We start from the raw sequence: 17684 nt of genomic DNA, 5'->3' as shown, positions 1-17684 counted from the left end.
GTCCGTGCGCCCGCACGCCCCCGATGAGGGGATGCCGGTCCCGACCCCGGCGAGAGAACGGATGCCCTGATGGCACCCGATACGACGGATGCCCCGTCGGCACCGGTGTGGGGTGCCGACGGGGCATCCGGAAACGCTCCAGCTCCAGCGAGCGCTGCCTCAGCGCTTGCTGTACTGCGTGCCCTTGCGGGCCTTCTTGAGACCGGCCTTCTTGCGCTCGACCGCACGGGCGTCACGCGTGAGGAACCCGGCCTTCTTCAGCGGGCCGCGGTTGTTGTCCGCGTCCGCCTCGTTCAGCGCGCGGGCCACGCCCAGGCGCAGGGCGCCGGCCTGACCCGAGATGCCGCCGCCGGAGATGCGGGCGACGACGTCGTAGCGGTCGTCGAGCTCCAGAACCTTGAAGGGCTCGTTGACTTCCTGCTGGTGCACCTTGTTGGGGAAGTACCCCTCCAGGGTGCGACCGTTGATCTTCCACTGGCCCGAGCCCGGGATGATGCGGACACGGGCGATGGCGTTCTTCCGGCGGCCGGTGCCGGCGGCCGGCTGCGGGTCGCCGAACCGGGAGGCCATGGACTCGGAGGTGTACTCCTGCGGGGCCTCAGGGGTCTCGGTCGTGTACTCCTCGACGCCCTCGACGGGGGTCTCGGCGGTGGTCTCGGCCACGATTCTCCTCAGCTTTTCTTCAGTCTTAGGGGGTGGCCGGACTTACTGCGCGACCTGGCTGATCTCGAACGGCACGGGCTGCTGCGCACCGTGGGGGTGCTGCTCGCCCGCGTAGACCTTCAGCTTCGAGAGCATCTGACGGCCCAGAGCGTTCTTGGGGAGCATGCCCTTGACGGCCTTCTCCACCGCCTTCTCCGGGTTCTTGTCCAGCAGCTCGTCGTAGCGGACGGAGCGCAGACCACCCGGGTAACCGGAGTGCCGGTAGGCCATCTTCTGGGTCCGCTTGTTGCCCGACAGGTGCACCTTGTCGGCGTTGACGATGACGACGAAGTCACCGGTGTCGACGTGGGGCGCGTAGGTGGGCTTGTGCTTACCGCGCAGGAGAGTGGCGGCCTGGGAGGCCAGACGGCCGAGGACGACGTCCTGGGCGTCGATCACGTGCCACTGGCGCTGGATGTCGCCGGGCTTGGGGCTGTACGTACGCACGGTCGTAGCCTTCGCTTCTCTCAATGATTGGGTCCTGACAGCGGGCCAACCAGGCAGATCACGACAGGCGAGACCACGCACGGTGACGCATCCGCAGGTGATCGCTGGTCATCGACCGGTAGGCCGGGTGTAAAGACCCCCCACGTGAGAACAGGCAAGCCAATACACACAACGATCCAGCAGAATACCGACCCTCCCCTGTACGGGTCAAAACCACCCCGGTTCGACCACCTGCCGGCACCCCCCTCACCGCGCCCGCGCCACCCTGCCCTCGTCCCACACGGGATCCGGCGTCTCCCGCACCCGGCCGTCCGCGCCGAAGATCAGGAAGCGGTCGAAGGAGCGGGCGAACCAGCGGTCGTGGGTGACCGCCAGGACGGTACCCTCGAACGTTTCCAGCCCCTCCTGGAGTGCCTCGGCGGACTCCAGGTCCAGGTTGTCCGTCGGCTCGTCCAAAAGCAGCGCCGTGGCGCCGGCCAGCTCCAGCAGCAGGATCTGGAAGCGGGCCTGCTGGCCGCCGGAGAGGCGCCCGAAGGTCAGCTCCGCCTGCCGGGTCAGCTCGTAGCGGCGCAGCGCGGACATCGCCGCGCCGCGGTCGTGGGCGTGCTCCTTCCACAGAATGTCCAGGAGGGTGCGGTCCGCCAGTTCCGGATGGGAGTGGGTCTGGGCGAAGTGGCCCGGGACGACACGGGCGCCCAGCTTCCAGTTGCCCGTGTGGCCGACCTCCCCGCCCGCCAGCAGCCGCAGGAAGTGCGACTTGCCCGAGCCGTTCGAGCCGAGCACGCCGACCCGCTCCCCGTAGAAGACCTCCAGGTCGAAGGGGCGCATCAGCCCCGTCAGCTCCAGGCCCGCACAGGTGATCGCCCGCACGCCCGTCCTGCCGCCGCGCAGCCGCATGCGGATGTCCTGCTCGCGCGGCGGCTCCAGCGGCGGCCCCGCCTCCTCGAACTTCTGCAACCGCGTGCGGGCCGCCTGCAACCTGGAGGCCATGTCCGAGTTGAAGGCGGCCTTCTGCTTGTACATGGTGACCAGCCGCCTGAGCTTGGCGTGCTCCTCGTCCCAGCGCCGCCGCAGCTCCTCGAACCGCGCGAACCGCTCCTTGCGCGCCGCGTGGAACGTCGCGAAGCCACCGCCGTGCACCCACACGTCGCTGCCCGCCGCACCCGGCTCGACCGCCACCACACGGTCGGCGGCGCGCGCCAGCAGCTCCCGGTCATGGGAGATGAACAGCACCGTCTTCTTCGTCTCGCGCAGCCGCTCCTCCAGCCAGCGCTTGCCGGGGACGTCGAGATAGTTGTCCGGCTCGTCCAGCAGCAGCACCTCATCCGTGCCGCGCAGCAGCGACTCCAGCACCAGCCTCTTCTGCTCACCGCCCGAGAGTGTGCGCACCTGGCGCCACTGCGCCTTCTCGTACGGCACGCCCAGCGCGGCGACGGTGCACATGTCCCACAGCGTCTCGGCCTCGTAGCCGCGCACCTCGGCCCAGTCGGCGAGGGCCTGCGCGTACCGCAGCTGCGCCGCCTCGTCGTCGACGGTCATCACCGCGTACTCCGCCTCGTCCACCGCCTTGGCCGCCGTACGGATCCGCGGATGCGCCACCGAGACGAGCAGGTCCCGGACACTCGACTCATCCCGCACGCTCCCCACGAACTGCGGCATCACGCCGAGCCCGCCGCTGACGGTGACCGTCCCCGCGTCCGGCTTCAGCTCGCCCGCGATCAGCCGCAACAGCGTCGTCTTACCCGCCCCGTTCGCCCCCACCAGCGCCACCGAGGCACCCTCACCCACGCGCAGCGACGCGTCGTCGAACAACGCCCTGCCGTCGGGCAGATAGAAGGCAAGGTGCGCGGCCTCGACATGTCCCATGCGGCGATTGTCACGGTCTGACGACGCCCACACCAAGCGAATATCGGGCAACAGGCGCGGCGCCATAAGATGCGGACATGAGCTTTGGGCAGGGGGGACCCCAGTGGGGGTCCCAGGGGGGCGGACCCGGCGGTCCCGGCGGCCCCGGCTGGAACGCCGGCGGCTCCACACCGACACCCGACTGGGCGGAACTCGCCGACGAGGCAGAACGCCGGCGCACCCGGCGACGCCGCTGGCTGCTGGCGGGCGGCGGCGCGCTGGCGACCGCCGCCGTCGCGGGCATCGTCGCGGTGGCCGTCGTCAACGAAGGCGGCTCGCAGGGCGCCTCCGACAAGCCGTCGGACTCACTGCCCCCCTCGTCGAGCATCCCGAGCGACGACAAGGAGCCCGAGCCCACCTTCAAGAACGAGCCGCCGCCCCCACCGCCGCCCAAGGACTTCATCTCCGACGCCAAGCGGGACAAGGCGCCGCTGTCCGCCGACACGCTCTACCCGAACAAGAAGGTGACCGTCAACGGCCACCCCTACGAGCTGGCCAAGACCTCCACCAGCGAGAACTGCGCCGACGCGGCGCACTCGGGCCTGGGCCCCGTGCTGACCCGCAACAAGTGCGACACCCTCTACCGGGCCACCTACACCCACGACGGGCTCGCCGTCACGGTCGGCATCGCGGTCTTCGCGGACACCAAAACGGCCGCGCAGGTCAAGAAGGACTACCAGCCCAACCTCGTGGCGCTGCCCGGCGGCGGCGTTCCCGACTTCTGCCGTACCGTCACCTGCCGCACCACGGCCAACTCCCTGGGCCGCTACGCCTACTTCACCATCGCAGGACGCACCAACGGGAAGGCGTCGGGCGCCGGCGACAAGGAGGCCCAGCAGGCCGCCCTCGACGGCTCCAACTACGCCTACGCGCGCATCCTGGAGCGCGGCCGCAGCCAGTCCTCGGACGCCGCGCAGGCTCCCGAGCCCGACTGACCCGAAGGACTGGTGGGCCCGCCGGGCCCGAGGGACTGGTGGCCCCCGCGGGCCCGAAGGACGGGTGGCCCCCGCGGGCCCGAAGGGGGAATCGGTGCAGTCCGACGAGGCCGTCATCGGCTGCTTCGGCGTGCTCGTCATCGGCACCAGGGGCGCGGCGGGCCCCGGCGAGGTGCTGGTGAGCGTCAGGGGCGGGTCCGAGACGTTCCTGGCCTGGTCGCCCGAGCCGCTGCCCACCGGCACGACCGTCCTGGTGATCGAGTCGCGCGGCACCCGCCAGGTCGACGTCAGCGCGTGGCGCGACCCACTGGAGCCATGAACCGCCCCGCGCCCCGGCGCGGTCGAGGAGAGGATGAAACATGTTCGGATACCGCGTCCCCTCGCCGGACGAGGCCATGCTGATCTCGGGTGGCCGACGCGGCCTCAAGGGGGCACCGTTCCGCGTCGTCACCGGCCACGGCACGTTCGTCCTGCCGGTCTTCCGCAAGGTGCGGTTCCTCACGCTGGCGATGAGCGAGTCCGAGGTCGCCGAGACGTGCGTGACCAAGCAGGGCATCGTGCTGACCGTCCGCGCCGTCATCGCGTTCAAGGTCGGCAACGACAACGAGTCCATCGTCAACGCAGGACAGCGCTTCCTCTCCGAACAGGAGCAGATGTCGGTGCTGACGGGCCGCATCTTCTCCGGCCACCTGCGGTCCATCATCGGCTCCATGACGGTCGAGGAGATCGTCACCGAGCGGCAGAAGCTGGCCACCGAGGTGCTGGAGACCTCCAAGACGGAGATGGGCAAGATCGGCCTGATCGTCGACTCCTTCCAGATCCAGTCCATCGACGACGGCGACACCGGCTACATCGAGGCCATGTCAGCCCCGCACAAGGCAGCCATCCAGCGCCAGGCCAAGATCGCCGAGGCGCAGGCCACCCAGGCGTCCGTCGAGGCCCAGCAGGAAGCCGCCCGCAACCAGGCCGAGTACGAACGCCAGACCGCCATCGTCGAGGCCGAGTACAAGGCCGAGGTCGACCGCGCACAGGCCCAGTCGGCGCAGGCGGGCCCGCTCGCCCAGGCGCACGCCCAGCAGGAGGTCCTCGCCGCACAGACGGAACTGGCCGAGCGCGCCGCACAGTTGCGGCAGCAGGAACTGGTCGCCGAGGTCGTCAAGCCCGCCGAGGCCGAGGCCGAACGCATCAAGGTCGTCGCCCTCGCCGAGGCGGAACGCATGAAGATCCAGGCCGAGGCCGCCGCCTCCCACGACCGGGTCGCCCTCGACCAGCTGCTGATCGACCAGCTCCCGCAGATCGTCAAGGAAGCCGCGACCGGCCTCTCCCAGGCCAACGTCAACGTCCTCAACGGCGCCGACGGCCTCGGCGAGGTCGCAGCGGGGCTCGTCAGCCAGGGGCTGACGATCCTCGACACCGTCAAGCAGAACCTCGGCAAACCGGCCGAGGGCGAGCCCGCCACCTCCGGGGCCCCGAGGTCCCCGGCGCCCCGGTCCGGCCCGGACGACGGCCCGGTGGCGCTCCCGTAGCCCCGGCCACGCGGGCGGCCCCCGGCGAGACGCTGCCGGGGGCCGCCGCAGACAGGACGAGCGCCGCGTCAGCGGCCGAGCCGGCCGCCCTTCACCGCGGCGACGAACGCCGACCAGCCCCCGATACCGCTTGACCAACGGCTCCGACCGCGTACTCCTCGATGGCCACCGCCCGGCCGGCGCGCGCTGCGGCGCGCCGTCGAGTCGCTGAGCGACCTGCTCAGGCTCTGAGCGACCTGCTCGGGAGCGCGGACAGCAGAGGTGCACGGTTGCCGGAGTGCTGAGGGTGCGCTCTGTTCAGCAGCAGCCCGGCGAGGGCGGCAGCGGCGGGAGTGTGCGCTTGTTGCGGGAGGCGAGGTTGCGGGCCTCCAGCTCGTCGTCGGAGGGGTAGGCGACCTCTTCCAGGGTGAGCCCGTGCGGGCGCACCACGTGGACGGCCGAGTCGCGGACGCCCGCGGCCAGGACCTTGGCGGGCCACTCCGGGTTCCGGTGGCCGTCGCCGACGAAGAGCATGGCGCCCACCAGGGCGCGGACCATGTTGTGGCAGAACGCGTCGGCCTGGACCGTCGCCTCCAGCACCCCGTCCGGGCGCCGCGCCCACTCCAGCCGCTGGAGGGTGCGGATCGTCGTGGCGCCCTCGCGCTTCTTGCAGTACGCGGCGAAGTCGTGCTCGCCCAGCAGCCCGCGCGCCGCCTCGTTCATGGCGTCGAGGTCCAGCGGCCAGTTGTGCCACAGCACATGGCCGCGCAGCAGCGGGTCGACACCGCCAGGATGGTCGGTGACGCGGTAGGCGTAGCGGCGCCAGACCGCCGAGAAGCGGGCGTCGAAGTGCGCGGGCGCCTCGCTGACGCGCCGGACGCGTACGTCCATGGGGAGCCGGCCGGCCAACCGCCGCAGCAGTCGGCCACCCTGCTCGGCCCACACCTCGGCCGGCAGGTCCACGTGCGCGACCTGGCCGCGCGCGTGCACGCCCGCGTCCGTGCGTCCCGCGACGGTCAGCTCGGGTGTCTCCTCGCGCCGCAGCACGACGCGGAGCGCGTCCTCGATCTCTCCCTGGACCGTGCGCTGACCCTCCCGCTGCCTGGCCCAACCGGAGAAGTCCCGTCCGTCGTAGGCCAGGTCGAGGCGTACGCGCACCACGTCGTTCTTCACTCGGCGATCCTCTCATCCGCTCGCACCCGCACATGACGAGCGGGCCCGCCCCCCGGCTGGGGGACGGGCCCGCTCACGCGTCAGGCGCGCGGCGTCAGGCGTCCTTGGACTCGCCCTCGGCCTCGGCGTCGGCCTCGGCCGACTCCTTCTTCATGTCGGCGACGGCCTCGTCACCGGCGGCGTCCTTCGCGGAGCGCTTGGTCGCGGCCTCGGCCTCGCCGACCGCGGCCTGCTGCACCGTCAGCGCCTCGACCAGCTCGATGACCGCCATCGGGGCGTTGTCGCCACGACGCGGGCCGATCTTGGTGATGCGGGTGTAGCCACCGGGACGGTTCTCGTAGCGCGGGCCGATCTCGGTGAAGAGGGTGTGGACGACACTCTTGTCGAGGATCGTGCGCATGACCTGGCGACGGTTGTGCAGGTCGCCCTTCTTCGCCTTGGTGATCAGACGCTCGGCGACCGGACGCAGGCGGCGGGCCTTCGACTCGGTCGTCGTGATGCGGCCGTGCTCGAACAGCGCGGTCGCCAGGTTGCCCAGCATCGCCTTCTGGTGCGAGGCGCTGCCGCCCAGACGGGGACCCTTGGTGGGCTTCGGCATGGTGCTTCTCCTTACGTTGTCCCTGCACCGGCCGTGTCAGGCACCGGCGGCAGTCCCGGCCGTATCAGGTACCGGGGTTACGGGTGACGCGCCCCGGAGGGGCGCGGGGAACTGCGCGACCGGCCACAGCCGGCCCGCAGCTCCCCGACAACAGCGACAGGGCAGACGCTCAGGACCGCCCCGTCACCGAAGGTCTCAGTACTGCTCGGTCTCCACGAACCCGGCGTCCGTGTCGTCCTCGGCGCCGAAGGCGTCAGCCGCAGCCGTCGGGTCGAACCCGGGAGGCGAGTCCTTCAGCGCCAGGCCCATACCGGCCAGCTTCGCCTTGACCTCGTCGATCGACTTCGCACCGAAGTTGCGGATGTCGAGCAGGTCCGCCTCGGAGCGGGCCACCAGCTCGCCCACCGAGTGGATGCCCTCGCGCTTGAGGCAGTTGTACGACCGAACGGTGAGCTCCAGCTCCTCGATCGGCAGCGCCAGGTCGGCGGCGAGCGCGGCGTCGGTCGGGGACGGGCCCATGTCGATGCCCTCGGCGTCGACGTTGAGCTCGCGGGCCAGACCGAACAGCTCGACCAGGGTCTTGCCGGCAGACGCCATGGCGTCACGCGGGCGCATGGCCTGCTTGGTCTCGACGTCGACGATCAGCTTGTCGAAGTCGGTGCGCTGCTCGACACGGGTCGCCTCGACCTTGTAGGTGACCTTGAGGACGGGCGAGTAGATGGAGTCGACCGGGATGCGGCCGATCTCCTGGCCCACCTGCTTGTTCTGCACGGCGGAGACGTAGCCGCGGCCGCGCTCGACGGTCAGCTCCATCTCCAGCTTGCCCTTGCCGTTCAGCGTGGCGAGGACCAGGTCCGGGTTGTGCACCTCGACACCGGCGGGCGGCGCGATGTCCGCGGCCGTGACCAGGCCGGGGCCCTGCTTGCGCAGGTACATCACGACCGGCTCGTCGTGCTCCGAGGAGACGACGAGGGACTTGATGTTGAGGATGAGGTCGGTGACGTCCTCCTTGACGCCCGGCACGGTGGAGAACTCGTGCAGGACACCGTCGATACGGATGGACGTGACCGCCGCACCCGGGATCGAGGAGAGGAGCGTACGACGCAGGGAGTTACCGAGGGTGTAGCCGAAGCCCGGCTCCAGCGGCTCGATCACGAACCGGGACCGGAACTCGTCGACGACCTCTTCGGTCAGGGAAGGACGCTGAGCGATCAGCATGAGATGTGTGCCTCCAGTTTTCGGCAACCGCTATTTGATGCCGGTACTGCAAGGGTACGGGCGGCCCGGCCGAATCCGGCCGAACCGCCCCCACCCTGTGAACCGAACCCGATTACTTCGAGTACAGCTCGACGATCAGCTGCTCCTGCACCTGGGTGTCAATCACCTGGCGCTCGGGCAGCGAGTGGACGAGGATCCGCAGCTTGGAGGGGATGGCCTCCAGCCACGCCGGAACCGTCCTGTCTCCGGCCTCCGCGACCGCCACCTGGAAGGGGGTCAGGTTACGGGAGGGCTCGCGCACCTCGACGATGTCGTTCACGGACACCCGCGCCGAGGGGATGTCGGTCTTGCGACCGTTCAGCGTGATGTGACCGTGCTTGACCAGCTGACGTGCGTGGTCGCGGGACTTGGCGAAGCCGGCCCGGTACACGACGTTGTCCAGGCGGGTCTCCAGGATGCGGAGCAGGTTGTCACCCGTCTTGCCCGACAGCCGGTTGGCCTCGTTGTAGTACCCGCGGAACTGCTTCTCGAGGACACCGTAGATCCGGGCGGCCTTCTGCTTCTCACGCTTCTGCAGCAGGTACTCGGAGTCCTTGGTGCGCCCGCGTCCGTGCTCACCCGGGGGGTAAGGACGGATCTCGATCGGGCACTTCGCGCTCTCGCACTTAGCTCCCTTGAGGAAGAGCTTCTGCTTCTCCCGACGGCAACGCTTGCAGTCGGCCCCGGTGTAACGCGCCATGTGTGGTGATCTCCTACTTCAGTTCTCAGACCCGGCGACGCTTCGGCGGGCGGCAGCCGTTGTGCGGGGTGGGGGTGACGTCCTGGATCGAGCCGACCTCGAGGCCGGTGGCCTGGAGGGAGCGGATCGCGGTCTCACGGCCGGAGCCGGGACCCTTGACGAAGACGTCGACCTTGCGCATGCCGTGCTCCTGCGCGCGGCGCGCCGCGTTCTCGGCGGCCATCTGCGCGGCGAACGGCGTCGACTTCCGCGAGCCCTTGAAGCCGACGTGGCCGGCCGAGGCCCAGGAGATCACGTTGCCGGTGGGGTCGGTGATCGAGACGATTGTGTTGTTGAACGTGCTCTTGATGTGAGCGTGCCCGTGGGCGACGTTCTTCTTCTCCTTGCGGCGCACCTTCTTGGCGCCGGCCGTACGGCCCTTCGGAGGCATATAGAGATAACTCCCGTGAGGTGGTCGGTCCTACTACGCGGACCGCTTGCAGCGTGTCCGGTGCGGACTACTTCTTGCCCGGCTTCTTCTTGCCGGCGATGGCGCGACGCGGGCCCTTACGGGTGCGGGCGTTGGTCTTGGTGCGCTGGCCGTGGACCGGGAGACCGCGCCGGTGACGCAGACCCTCGTAGCAGCCGATCTCCACCTTGCGGCGGATGTCGGCCTGGATCTCACGGCGGAGGTCACCCTCGACCTGGAGGTTGTTGTCCACGTACTCGCGGAGCTTGACCATCTCCTCCTCGCCCAGGTCCCGCACGCGCGTGTCGGGGCTGACCCCGGTCTCGCGCAGGGTCTGCTGGGCAAGGGTGCGGCCGATGCCGAAGACGTAGGTGAGGGCGACCTCGACGCGCTTCTCGCGCGGAAGGTCGACGCCAGCGAGGCGTGCCATGGATGTGGCTCCTGATGATTCCGTCGGAGGTCTGCAGCAGCGCCGTTCCCTCCATGCCTGTCGGCTGGGGGTGTCCCCTGCTCGAAGAGCGTGAGGGAGGGTCCCCGGCCTCCGACCGGGGGTGTCGACACCGTCGAGGGTGCCGGGCTCTGCTTATGTGACTGTTGCTCGCGTCGCGCGAAGGTACTGCGAAAGGCAGGTGGTGTGCGTCAGCCCTGGCGCTGCTTGTGGCGCAGGTTGTCGCAGATGACCATGACCCGGCCGTGGCGGCGGATCACCTTGCACTTGTCGCAGATCTTCTTGACGCTCGGCTTGACCTTCATGTGGTGAGGTTCTCCGGGTCTGGCCTTCTCCCCACGGGCCTCACGGGGCGGGGATACCGGCACGATCTGTCGCTCTACTTGTAGCGGTAGACGATCCGTCCGCGCGTCAGGTCGTACGGAGACAGCTCCACCACGACCCGGTCGTCGGGAAGGATACGGATGTAGTGCATCCGCATCTTGCCGCTGATGTGCGCGAGGACCTGGTGCCCGTTCTGGAGCTCCACCTTGAACATCGCGTTCGGGAGAGACTCGACGACGGTGCCCTCGATCTCGATGGCCCCTTGTTTTTTGGCCATGCTTGAGCGCTTCACCTTCCGGGATCGGCTACCTGGGAGGCCCTGGCGCTCCGCACGCATACGGATATACCTGGGCCGACGAGCCAGTCTACGACACGCCGTCGAGAAAGACGAATCGGGGAGTATCCCCGCTACCCGCCCTCGTTATTCCCCCCACCTCGCCTCTTCCCGAAACTCCCCGGGTCTCGGAGAGGCCCGCGGCCCCCGGTTCCGGGCGGGGCGGGGGCAGGGATTCAGCCACCTCAGCCCAGCGGATCGGGTGCCACCTCAGCCCAGCGGATCCGGTGCCACCTCGACGCCGAGCTCGGCGAGCTTCGCGCGCCCCCCGTCGGGGGCGGTCAGCACGAGCGGACCCTGCTCCGTCAGAGCGATCGAGTGCTCCCAGTGGGACGACCACGTGCCGTCGTTCGTCTTGACCGTCCACTCGTCGGAGAGAACGTGTGTGCGGGCTGTGCCCAGGCTCACCATCGGCTCGATGGCCAGGCACATGCCGGGCACCAGCTTGGGCCCGCGGCCCCTGCGCCGCTCGACGTAGTTCAGCAGGTGGGGGTCCATGTGCATCTGCGAACCGATGCCGTGGCCGCCGTAGTCCTCGATGATCCCGTACTTGCCGCCGGCAGGACGCGGCTGCCTGCGGATGTAGCTCTCGATCGCCTTGGAGACGTCCACCAGCCGGTTGCCCTTGCGCATGGCGGCGATCCCCGCCCACATGGACTCCTCCGTCACCCGGGAGAGCTCCCGCAGCTCGGCGGAGTGCCCCTCCCCGACGAAGACGGTCAGCGCCGCGTCGCCGTGCCAGCCGTCGATGATCGCGCCCGCGTCGATGGAGAGCAGGTCCCCCGCCTTCAGGACGGTCTCCTTGCTGGGGATGCCGTGCACGACGACGTCGTTCACCGAGGTGCAGATGTTGCCGGGGAAGCCGCCGTAGCCGAGGAAGTTCGGTTTCGCACCGTGATCGGCGAGGACCTTCGCCGCGACCTCGTCCAGGTCCTTCGTCGTCGCGCCGGGGACGGCGGCGGCCGCGCAGGCCTCGTGCATCGCGGCGACGACCAGCCCCGCCTCGCGCATCTTCGCGATCTGCTCCGGGGTCTTGATCTCGACCATGACGCCTTCCGCCTTCCCTGACCGGCGCTGAGCCGGTGCCGACCGAATGTCTGCTGCTACCTGTCAAGTCTGCCAGGCCTCTGACGGGGCGGGCCCTGCGCTCGCGCAGTTCCTCGCGCCCCTTCAGCGGTCCTCCCCGCCGCCCCGGCGGGGCTCCGCGGGGGCTTTCCCGTCTGCCCCGACCGGCCGGTGGGCGCGCGCCCGCCTCGCCGTGGCCGCTCGCGCAGTTCCCCGCGCCCCCCCCAGCGGCACTCCCCGCCGCCCGGGTGGGGCTCCGCGGGGGCTTTCCCGTCTGCCCCGCCAGGCCGGTGGGCACACGCCCGCCTCGCCGTGGCCGCTCGCGCAGTTCCCCGCGCCCCCCCAGCGGCACTCCCCGCCGCCCCGGCGGGGCCCCGCCGGGGCTTTCCCGTCTGCCCCGCCCGGCCGGTGGGCGCACATCCGCCTCGCCGTGGCCGCTCGCGCAGTTCCCCGCGCCCCCCCAGCGGCACTCCCCACAGCCCCGGCGGGGCCCCGCGAGGGCTTTCCCGTCTGCCCCGCCAGGCCGGTGGGCACACGCCCGCCTCGCCGTGGCCGCTCGCGCAGTTCCCCGCGCCCCCCAGCGGCACTCCCCACAGCGTTGTGGGGGTATGGGTGTGGGGGCCGGGCGGGTGCCCGGCCCCCACGTGAGGATCGTGTCGCGGCGGGCGACCGCCGCGCCATTGGGGACGGTCAGGCGCGAGTGCGCTGCAGCGCACTCATCGCCCGCTCCGTGACCTCGCCGACCGCGCCGAGCGCGGGGATCGTGGTCACGAGACCCTGCGCCTTGTAGTGGTCGATGATCGGCTCCGTCTCGCTGTGGTAGACCTCGAGGCGCTTGCGGACGGTCTCCTCGCGGTCGTCCTCGCGCTGGTAGAGCTCGCCACCGCACGCGTCGCAGACGCCGTCGGTCTTGGGGGCGCTGTATGCCACGTGGAAGACGTGACTGCTGTCGTTGCGGCAGATGCGCCGTCCGGCGATCCGCTTGACGACCTCGTCCTCGGGGACCTCCAGGTCGAGAACGGCGTCCAGCTTCTGGTCCGTCTCGTCCAGGTAGCCGTCCAGGGCCCTGGCCTGGGCGATGTTGCGGGGGAAGCCGTCGAGCAGGAACCCGCTCGCGGCGTCCGGCTGCGCCATCCGGTCCTTGGCCATGCCGATGGTGATCTCGTCCGGCACGAGCTGTCCGGCGCTCATGTACTCCTTGGCCTGCCGGCCGAGCTGAGTGCCCTGGCTCATGTTGGCGCGGAAGAGGTCACCGGTGGCGATGTGCGGGATGGCCAGGTTCTTCGCGAGGAAGGCGGCCTGTGTTCCCTTGCCCGCACCAGGCGGTCCGACGAGGACGATACGCATCAGCGGAGGAACCCTTCGTAATGGCGCTGCTGAAGCTGGCTCTCGATCTGCTTCACGGTCTCAAGACCGACGCCCACGATGATCAGGATGCTCGTTCCGCCGAACGGGAAGTTCTGGTTGGCGTTGAACATGATCAGCGCGACGGTCGGCACCAGTGCGATCAGACCCAGGTACAGAGAGCCGGGCCACGTGATGCGGTTCAGCACGTAGCTCAGGTACTCCGCGGTGGGACGACCAGCCCGGATGCCCGGGATGAAGCCACCATACTTCTTCATGTTGTCGGCCACTTCTTCGGGGTTGAAGGAGATGGCCACGTAGAAGAAGGCGAAGAAGACGATCAGCAGGAAATAGGTCGCAATGTAGAGGGGGTGGTCGCCCTTGACGAAATGCGACTGGATCCACTGTGCCCAGCCTGCCTGCGAGCCGCTGAACTGCACGATCAGCGCCGGAATGTAGAGCAGCGAAGACGCGAAGATGACGGGAATCACACCCGCCTGGTTGACCTTGAGCGGAATGTAGGTCGAGGTTCCGCCGTAACTGCGTCGCCCGATCATCCGCTTCGCGTACTGCACCGGAATGCGGCGCTGCGCCTGTTCCACGAAGACCACGAGGGCGACCATCGCGAGGCCGCAGACGATGACGGCGCCGAATTCGATCCAGCCGTCGGCGAGCTTGCCCTGCTTCTTGATGGCCCACAGCGCGCCGGGGAAACCGGCCGCGATGGAGACGAACATCAGGATGGACATGCCGTTGCCGATGCCGCGGTCGGTGATGAGCTCACCGAGCCACATGATCAGGCCGGTGCCGGCGGTCATGGTGATGACCATCACGGCGGTGGTGAAGATCGACTGGTCGGGGATGATCTGGCTGGCGACGCTGCAGTTCTGGAAGAGGGTGCCGCTGCGTGCGGTGGCGACGAGGCCGGTGGCCTGGAGGATGGCGAGCGCGACGGTCAGATAACGCGTGTACTGCGTGATCTTCCCCTGGCCCGACTGCCCTTCCTTCTTCAGGGCCTCGAGCCGCGGGATGACGACGACCAGCAGCTGCAGGATGATGCTCGCCGTGATGTACGGCATGATCCCGAGCGCGAAGATGGTGATCTGAAGCAGCGCGCCGCCGCTGAACATGTTGACCAGGCCGAAGAGCCCCTGCGCGCCCTTGGCCTCGTCCATACACGCTTGGACGTTCTCATAGCTGACGCCCGGCACCGGGACGTGCGCTCCGATCCGGAAGAGCACCATGATGCCGAGCGTGAACAGCAGCTTCTTGCGCAGGTCGGGCGTCTGGAACGCCCGGGCGAACGCGGTGAGCACGGTGCCTCCTGCGCCCCCCGCGGTGTTGAGTGCGCGAGAGGTGACGGTCTTGAGGATCGACAGATATCAACGGTGGTGCCACCTTACCGGCGACGGCACCTGGTAGAAACGACCAGCCCGGGAAAGAACAGCCGGGCAAACGACCAGCCGGGGATGTCCCGTTGGGACATCCCCGGCCTGTCGTTCACGTGGTCAACGAACTCAGATGAGTTCGGTGACGGTGCCGCCGGCGGCGGTGATCTTCTCCTTGGCGGAGCCGGAGACCTTGTCGACGGTCACCGTCAGCGCCACCGAGATGTCGCCGGAGCCGAGCACCTTGACCAGCTCGTTCTTGCGTACGGCGCCCTTGGCGACCAGGTCGGCCACCGTGACCTCGCCACCCTCGGGGTAGAGGGCGGCCAGCTTGTCCAGGTTCACGACCTGGAACTGCTTGTGCGCCGGGTTGTTGAAGCCCTTGAGCTTGGGCAGCCGCATGACCAGCGGCATCTGCCCGCCCTCGAAGCGCTCCGGAACCTGGTACCGGGCCTTCGTGCCCTTGGTGCCACGGCCCGCCGTCTTGCCCTTGGAGGCCTCACCGCGACCCACGCGGGTCTTGGCGGTCTTGGCCCCGGGGGCCGGACGGAGGTTGTGGACCTTCAGCGGGTTGTCACCCATGTCAGTCGACCTCCTCGACCGTCACGAGGTGGCGCACGGTGTGCACCTGCCCGCGCACGACGTCGCTGGCCTCGCGGACGGCCACATCGTTGACGCGCTTGAGACCGAGGGTCCGCAGCGTGTCACGGTGGTTCTGCTTGGTCCCGATCACGGAACGCGTCTGCGTGATCTTGAGCTGAGCCATTACGCGCTCACCCCTGCACGCGCCCGCAGCAGAGCGGCGGGTGCAACGTCCTCGAGCGGCAGACCACGGCGGGCCGCAATCTCCTCCGGGCGCTGAAGCCCGCGGAGCGCCGCCACCGTGGCGTGCACGATGTTGATCGGGTTCGCCGAGCCGAGCGACTTGCTCAGCACGTCGTGGATGCCCGCGCACTCCAGCACGGCACGCACCGGGCCACCGGCGATCACACCGGTACCGGGCGAGGCCGGCTTGAGCAGCACGACACCCGCGGCTTCCTCACCCTGGATCGGGTGCGGAATGGTGCCCTGGATACGCGGGACCTTGAAGAAGTGCTTCTTGGCCTCCTCAACGCCCTTGGCGATGGCGGCCGGCACCTCCTTGGCCTTGCCGTATCCGACACCCACGGTGCCGTCACCGTCGCCCACCACGACCAGCGCGGTGAAGCTGAAGCGACGACCACCCTTCACAACCTTGGCGACGCGGTTGATCGCGACTACGCGCTCAACGTACGCGGTCTTCTCGGCAGCAGCGCCGCCGTCCCGGCCCTTACGGTCCCGCCGCTCGCCGCCACCGGCGCCGCCACCGCGGCGCTGGGGTCCAGCCATTGGAATTACCTCTCTCTTTGTCCGCTAGCTCACGGAACCGGGGCTCAGAACCTGAGCCCGGCCTCGCGGGCGGCGTCAGCCAGAGCGGCAATCCGCCCTGCGTACTTGTTACCACCGCGGTCGAACACCACAGTCTCGACCCCCGCGGCCTTGGCGCGCTCGGCGACCAGGGCCCCGACCTGCTGGGCCTGGGCGCTCTTGTCACCCTCACCACCGCGGACGGTGCCGTCCAGGTGCGACGCCGAGGCCAGCGTGTGGCCCGCGATGTCGTCGATGACCTGGGCGGTGATCCCGCGGTTGGTGCGCGTCACCACAAGACGGGGGCGCTCGGAAGTGCCCGAGACCTTCTTGCGGATGCGGATGTGACGGCGCTTGGCGGCGGCACGCTTGTAGGCGTCGCCCTTGGCGATCTTCACGCCGTATGCCATGGCTTACTTACCAGCCTTTCCGACCTTGCGGCGGATGACCTCGCCCGCGTACTTCACGCCCTTGGCCTTGTAGGGGTCGGGCTTGCGCAGCTTGCGGATCTTCGCGGCGACCTCGCCGACCCGCTGCTTGTCGATGCCCTCGACCGTGAACTTGGTCGGGGTGTCGACCTTGAAGGAGATCCCTTCCGGGGCCTCCACCAGGATCGGGTGGCTGTAGCCCAGCGAGAACTCCAGGTTGGAGCCCTTGGCCTGGACGCGGTAGCCGACACCGCTGATTTCGAGGTCCTTGGTGAATCCCTGGGTCACGCCAGTGATCATGTTCGCCACCAGCGTGCGGGACAGACCGTGCAGGGCCCTGTTCCGGCTCTCGTCGTTCGGACGGGTGACGACGAGCGCGCCGTCCTCGCCCTTGGCGATCTCGATGGGCGTGGCGACGGTGTGCGCGAGCGAGCCCTTGGGGCCCTTCACGGCGACCGTCTGGCCATCGATGGTGACGTCCACACCGGCGGGAACCTGGATGGGGAGCTTGCCGATTCGCGACATGGCTTTACCTCCGTTCCCTTCCGTTACCAGACGTAGGCGAGGACTTCCCCGCCCACACCCTTCTTGCTGGCCTGCTTGTCGGTGAGGAGACCGTGCGACGTGGAGATGATCGCCACGCCGAGGCCGCCGAGCACCTTCGGCAGGTTGGTGGACTTTGCGTAGACCCGCAGACCCGGCTTCGAGATCCGCTTGATGCCGGCGATCGAGCGCTCGCGGTTCGGGCCGAACTTCAGCTCGAGCACCAGGCTCTTGCCGACTCGGGCGTCCTCGGTCTTCCAACCGGTGATGAAGCCCTCCTGCTGGAGGATCTCCGCGATGTGCGACTTGATCTTGCTGTGCGGCATCTCGACGGAGTCGTGGTACGCCGAGTTCGCGTTCCGCAGACGCGTGAGCATGTCTGCGATGGGATCGGTCATGGTCATGTGATGGCCTTCGGCCTCTCTCGCCGGGGTTTCCCTGTCTGCGTCGTCCCTCTCCCCGTCCGCCGGCCTGACGGCCGACGACGGGACGGGTGCGTCGCGGGGGACCTACGGCGTAGTAAGCGACTGTTCAGCTTACCGAGAGATCCCGGAGTTACCCGAAAGGGTTACCAGGAGCTCTTGGTCACGCCCGGCAGCTCGCCGCGGTGCGCCATCTCACGGAGGCACACACGGCACAGGCCGAACTTGCGGTACACGGAGTGGGGACGGCCGCAGCGCTGGCAGCGCGTGTAGGCACGCACCGAGAACTTCGGCTTGCGGCTGGCCTTGGAGATCAGAGCCTTCTTCGCCAT

General features: G+C 69.2%; 24 protein-coding genes. 3 read left to right on the top strand and 21 right to left on the bottom strand.

What is annotated here, in order from left to right; translation table 11 throughout:
- Positions 1-159: 159 nt before the first annotated feature.
- The 3 genes from rpsI to MMF93_RS19915 all read right to left on the bottom strand — a co-directional run bounded on the left by rpsI (position 160) and on the right by MMF93_RS19915 (position 3015).
- Positions 160-663, bottom strand: coding sequence for a 30S ribosomal protein S9 (rpsI, locus tag MMF93_RS19925; protein ID WP_114015389.1), 504 nt, complete (start codon positions 661-663; stop codon positions 160-162).
- A gap of 42 nt (positions 664-705) precedes the next feature.
- The gene (rplM, locus tag MMF93_RS19920) at positions 706-1149 is read right to left on the bottom strand and encodes a 50S ribosomal protein L13 (protein WP_242753426.1); all 444 of its coding nucleotides are present in this window, start codon (positions 1147-1149) and stop codon (positions 706-708) included.
- Positions 1150-1395: 246 nt separating this feature from the next.
- Positions 1396-3015, bottom strand: coding sequence for an ABC-F family ATP-binding cassette domain-containing protein (locus MMF93_RS19915; RefSeq protein ID WP_242753424.1), 1620 nt, complete (start codon positions 3013-3015; stop codon positions 1396-1398).
- A 77-nt stretch (positions 3016-3092) separates the two neighbouring features.
- Here MMF93_RS19915 and MMF93_RS19910 point away from each other — a divergent pair, with 77 nt between their 5' ends.
- From MMF93_RS19910 to MMF93_RS19900, 3 genes are all read left to right on the top strand, one after another.
- Entirely contained in the window at positions 3093-3989 is an 897-nt protein-coding gene (locus MMF93_RS19910; protein WP_242753422.1) for a hypothetical protein, read from the top strand.
- A 94-nt stretch (positions 3990-4083) separates the two neighbouring features.
- On the top strand, positions 4084-4308 hold the full coding sequence (locus tag MMF93_RS19905; RefSeq protein ID WP_114023682.1) for a hypothetical protein: 225 nt from the start codon (positions 4084-4086) through the stop codon (positions 4306-4308).
- Between the two features lie 40 nt (positions 4309-4348).
- A complete protein-coding gene (locus MMF93_RS19900; RefSeq protein ID WP_242753420.1) occupies positions 4349-5515 on the top strand; it encodes a flotillin family protein in 1167 nt (388 codons plus the stop codon).
- A gap of 297 nt (positions 5516-5812) precedes the next feature.
- On the opposite strand, the gene truA is transcribed toward MMF93_RS19900, so the two are convergent.
- From truA to MMF93_RS19810, 18 genes are all read right to left on the bottom strand, one after another.
- On the bottom strand, positions 5813-6667 hold the full coding sequence (gene truA / locus MMF93_RS19895) for a tRNA pseudouridine(38-40) synthase TruA (protein WP_242753418.1): 855 nt from the start codon (positions 6665-6667) through the stop codon (positions 5813-5815).
- A gap of 94 nt (positions 6668-6761) precedes the next feature.
- Positions 6762-7265, bottom strand: a complete 504-nt coding sequence (gene rplQ, locus MMF93_RS19890) for a 50S ribosomal protein L17 (RefSeq protein ID WP_242753416.1) — start codon at positions 7263-7265, stop codon at positions 6762-6764.
- A 195-nt stretch (positions 7266-7460) separates the two neighbouring features.
- Positions 7461-8483 carry a DNA-directed RNA polymerase subunit alpha gene (locus MMF93_RS19885; RefSeq protein ID WP_114015379.1) on the bottom strand — a complete coding sequence of 341 codons (1023 nt, stop codon included), beginning with the start codon at positions 8481-8483 and terminating at the stop codon, positions 7461-7463.
- 112 nt (positions 8484-8595) lie between these two features.
- Positions 8596-9222 carry a 30S ribosomal protein S4 gene (gene rpsD, locus MMF93_RS19880; protein ID WP_242753414.1) on the bottom strand — a complete coding sequence of 209 codons (627 nt, stop codon included), beginning with the start codon at positions 9220-9222 and terminating at the stop codon, positions 8596-8598.
- A gap of 25 nt (positions 9223-9247) precedes the next feature.
- Positions 9248-9652, bottom strand: a complete 405-nt coding sequence (rpsK, locus tag MMF93_RS19875) for a 30S ribosomal protein S11 (protein ID WP_016473404.1) — start codon at positions 9650-9652, stop codon at positions 9248-9250.
- Positions 9653-9719: 67 nt separating this feature from the next.
- On the bottom strand, positions 9720-10100 hold the full coding sequence (rpsM, locus tag MMF93_RS19870) for a 30S ribosomal protein S13 (protein WP_114015377.1): 381 nt from the start codon (positions 10098-10100) through the stop codon (positions 9720-9722).
- Between the two features lie 209 nt (positions 10101-10309).
- Entirely contained in the window at positions 10310-10423 is a 114-nt protein-coding gene (gene rpmJ, locus MMF93_RS19865) for a 50S ribosomal protein L36 (protein WP_003956441.1), read from the bottom strand.
- 74 nt (positions 10424-10497) lie between these two features.
- Positions 10498-10719 carry a translation initiation factor IF-1 gene (gene infA, locus MMF93_RS19860; RefSeq protein ID WP_003948620.1) on the bottom strand — a complete coding sequence of 74 codons (222 nt, stop codon included), beginning with the start codon at positions 10717-10719 and terminating at the stop codon, positions 10498-10500.
- 267 nt (positions 10720-10986) lie between these two features.
- Positions 10987-11823, bottom strand: coding sequence for a type I methionyl aminopeptidase (map, locus tag MMF93_RS19855; RefSeq protein ID WP_242753408.1), 837 nt, complete (start codon positions 11821-11823; stop codon positions 10987-10989).
- A gap of 708 nt (positions 11824-12531) precedes the next feature.
- Positions 12532-13188 (bottom strand): adenylate kinase, encoded by a 657-nt coding sequence (locus MMF93_RS19850; RefSeq protein ID WP_242753406.1) that lies wholly within the window; start codon positions 13186-13188, stop codon positions 12532-12534.
- Positions 13188-14501 carry a preprotein translocase subunit SecY gene (gene secY, locus MMF93_RS19845; protein WP_242753404.1) on the bottom strand — a complete coding sequence of 438 codons (1314 nt, stop codon included), beginning with the start codon at positions 14499-14501 and terminating at the stop codon, positions 13188-13190. The genes MMF93_RS19850 and secY overlap by 1 nt, the downstream gene beginning before the upstream one ends.
- A gap of 201 nt (positions 14502-14702) precedes the next feature.
- Positions 14703-15155, bottom strand: a complete 453-nt coding sequence (gene rplO, locus MMF93_RS19840) for a 50S ribosomal protein L15 (RefSeq protein WP_114023470.1) — start codon at positions 15153-15155, stop codon at positions 14703-14705.
- A 1-nt stretch (position 15156) separates the two neighbouring features.
- Entirely contained in the window at positions 15157-15339 is a 183-nt protein-coding gene (gene rpmD, locus MMF93_RS19835; RefSeq protein WP_242753402.1) for a 50S ribosomal protein L30, read from the bottom strand.
- Entirely contained in the window at positions 15339-15941 is a 603-nt protein-coding gene (gene rpsE / locus MMF93_RS19830) for a 30S ribosomal protein S5 (protein ID WP_027738926.1), read from the bottom strand. The genes rpmD and rpsE overlap by 1 nt, the downstream gene beginning before the upstream one ends.
- Before the next feature lie 44 nt (positions 15942-15985).
- Positions 15986-16369, bottom strand: coding sequence for a 50S ribosomal protein L18 (rplR, locus tag MMF93_RS19825; protein ID WP_114015372.1), 384 nt, complete (start codon positions 16367-16369; stop codon positions 15986-15988).
- 3 nt (positions 16370-16372) lie between these two features.
- Positions 16373-16912 (bottom strand): 50S ribosomal protein L6, encoded by a 540-nt coding sequence (gene rplF, locus MMF93_RS19820; RefSeq protein WP_242753399.1) that lies wholly within the window; start codon positions 16910-16912, stop codon positions 16373-16375.
- Between the two features lie 23 nt (positions 16913-16935).
- On the bottom strand, positions 16936-17334 hold the full coding sequence (rpsH, locus tag MMF93_RS19815) for a 30S ribosomal protein S8 (RefSeq protein ID WP_114015370.1): 399 nt from the start codon (positions 17332-17334) through the stop codon (positions 16936-16938).
- 164 nt (positions 17335-17498) lie between these two features.
- Complete coding sequence (locus MMF93_RS19810; RefSeq protein WP_016473415.1) at positions 17499-17684, bottom strand: type Z 30S ribosomal protein S14; 186 nt, start codon at positions 17682-17684, stop codon at positions 17499-17501.

The organism is Streptomyces tubbatahanensis (assembly GCF_022699385.1).
Classification (GTDB): Bacteria; Actinomycetota; Actinomycetes; order Streptomycetales; family Streptomycetaceae; genus Streptomyces; species Streptomyces diacarni.
The sequence above is the reverse complement of the archived record's forward strand: the minus strand, read 5'-3'. Positions and strand labels throughout refer to the sequence as shown.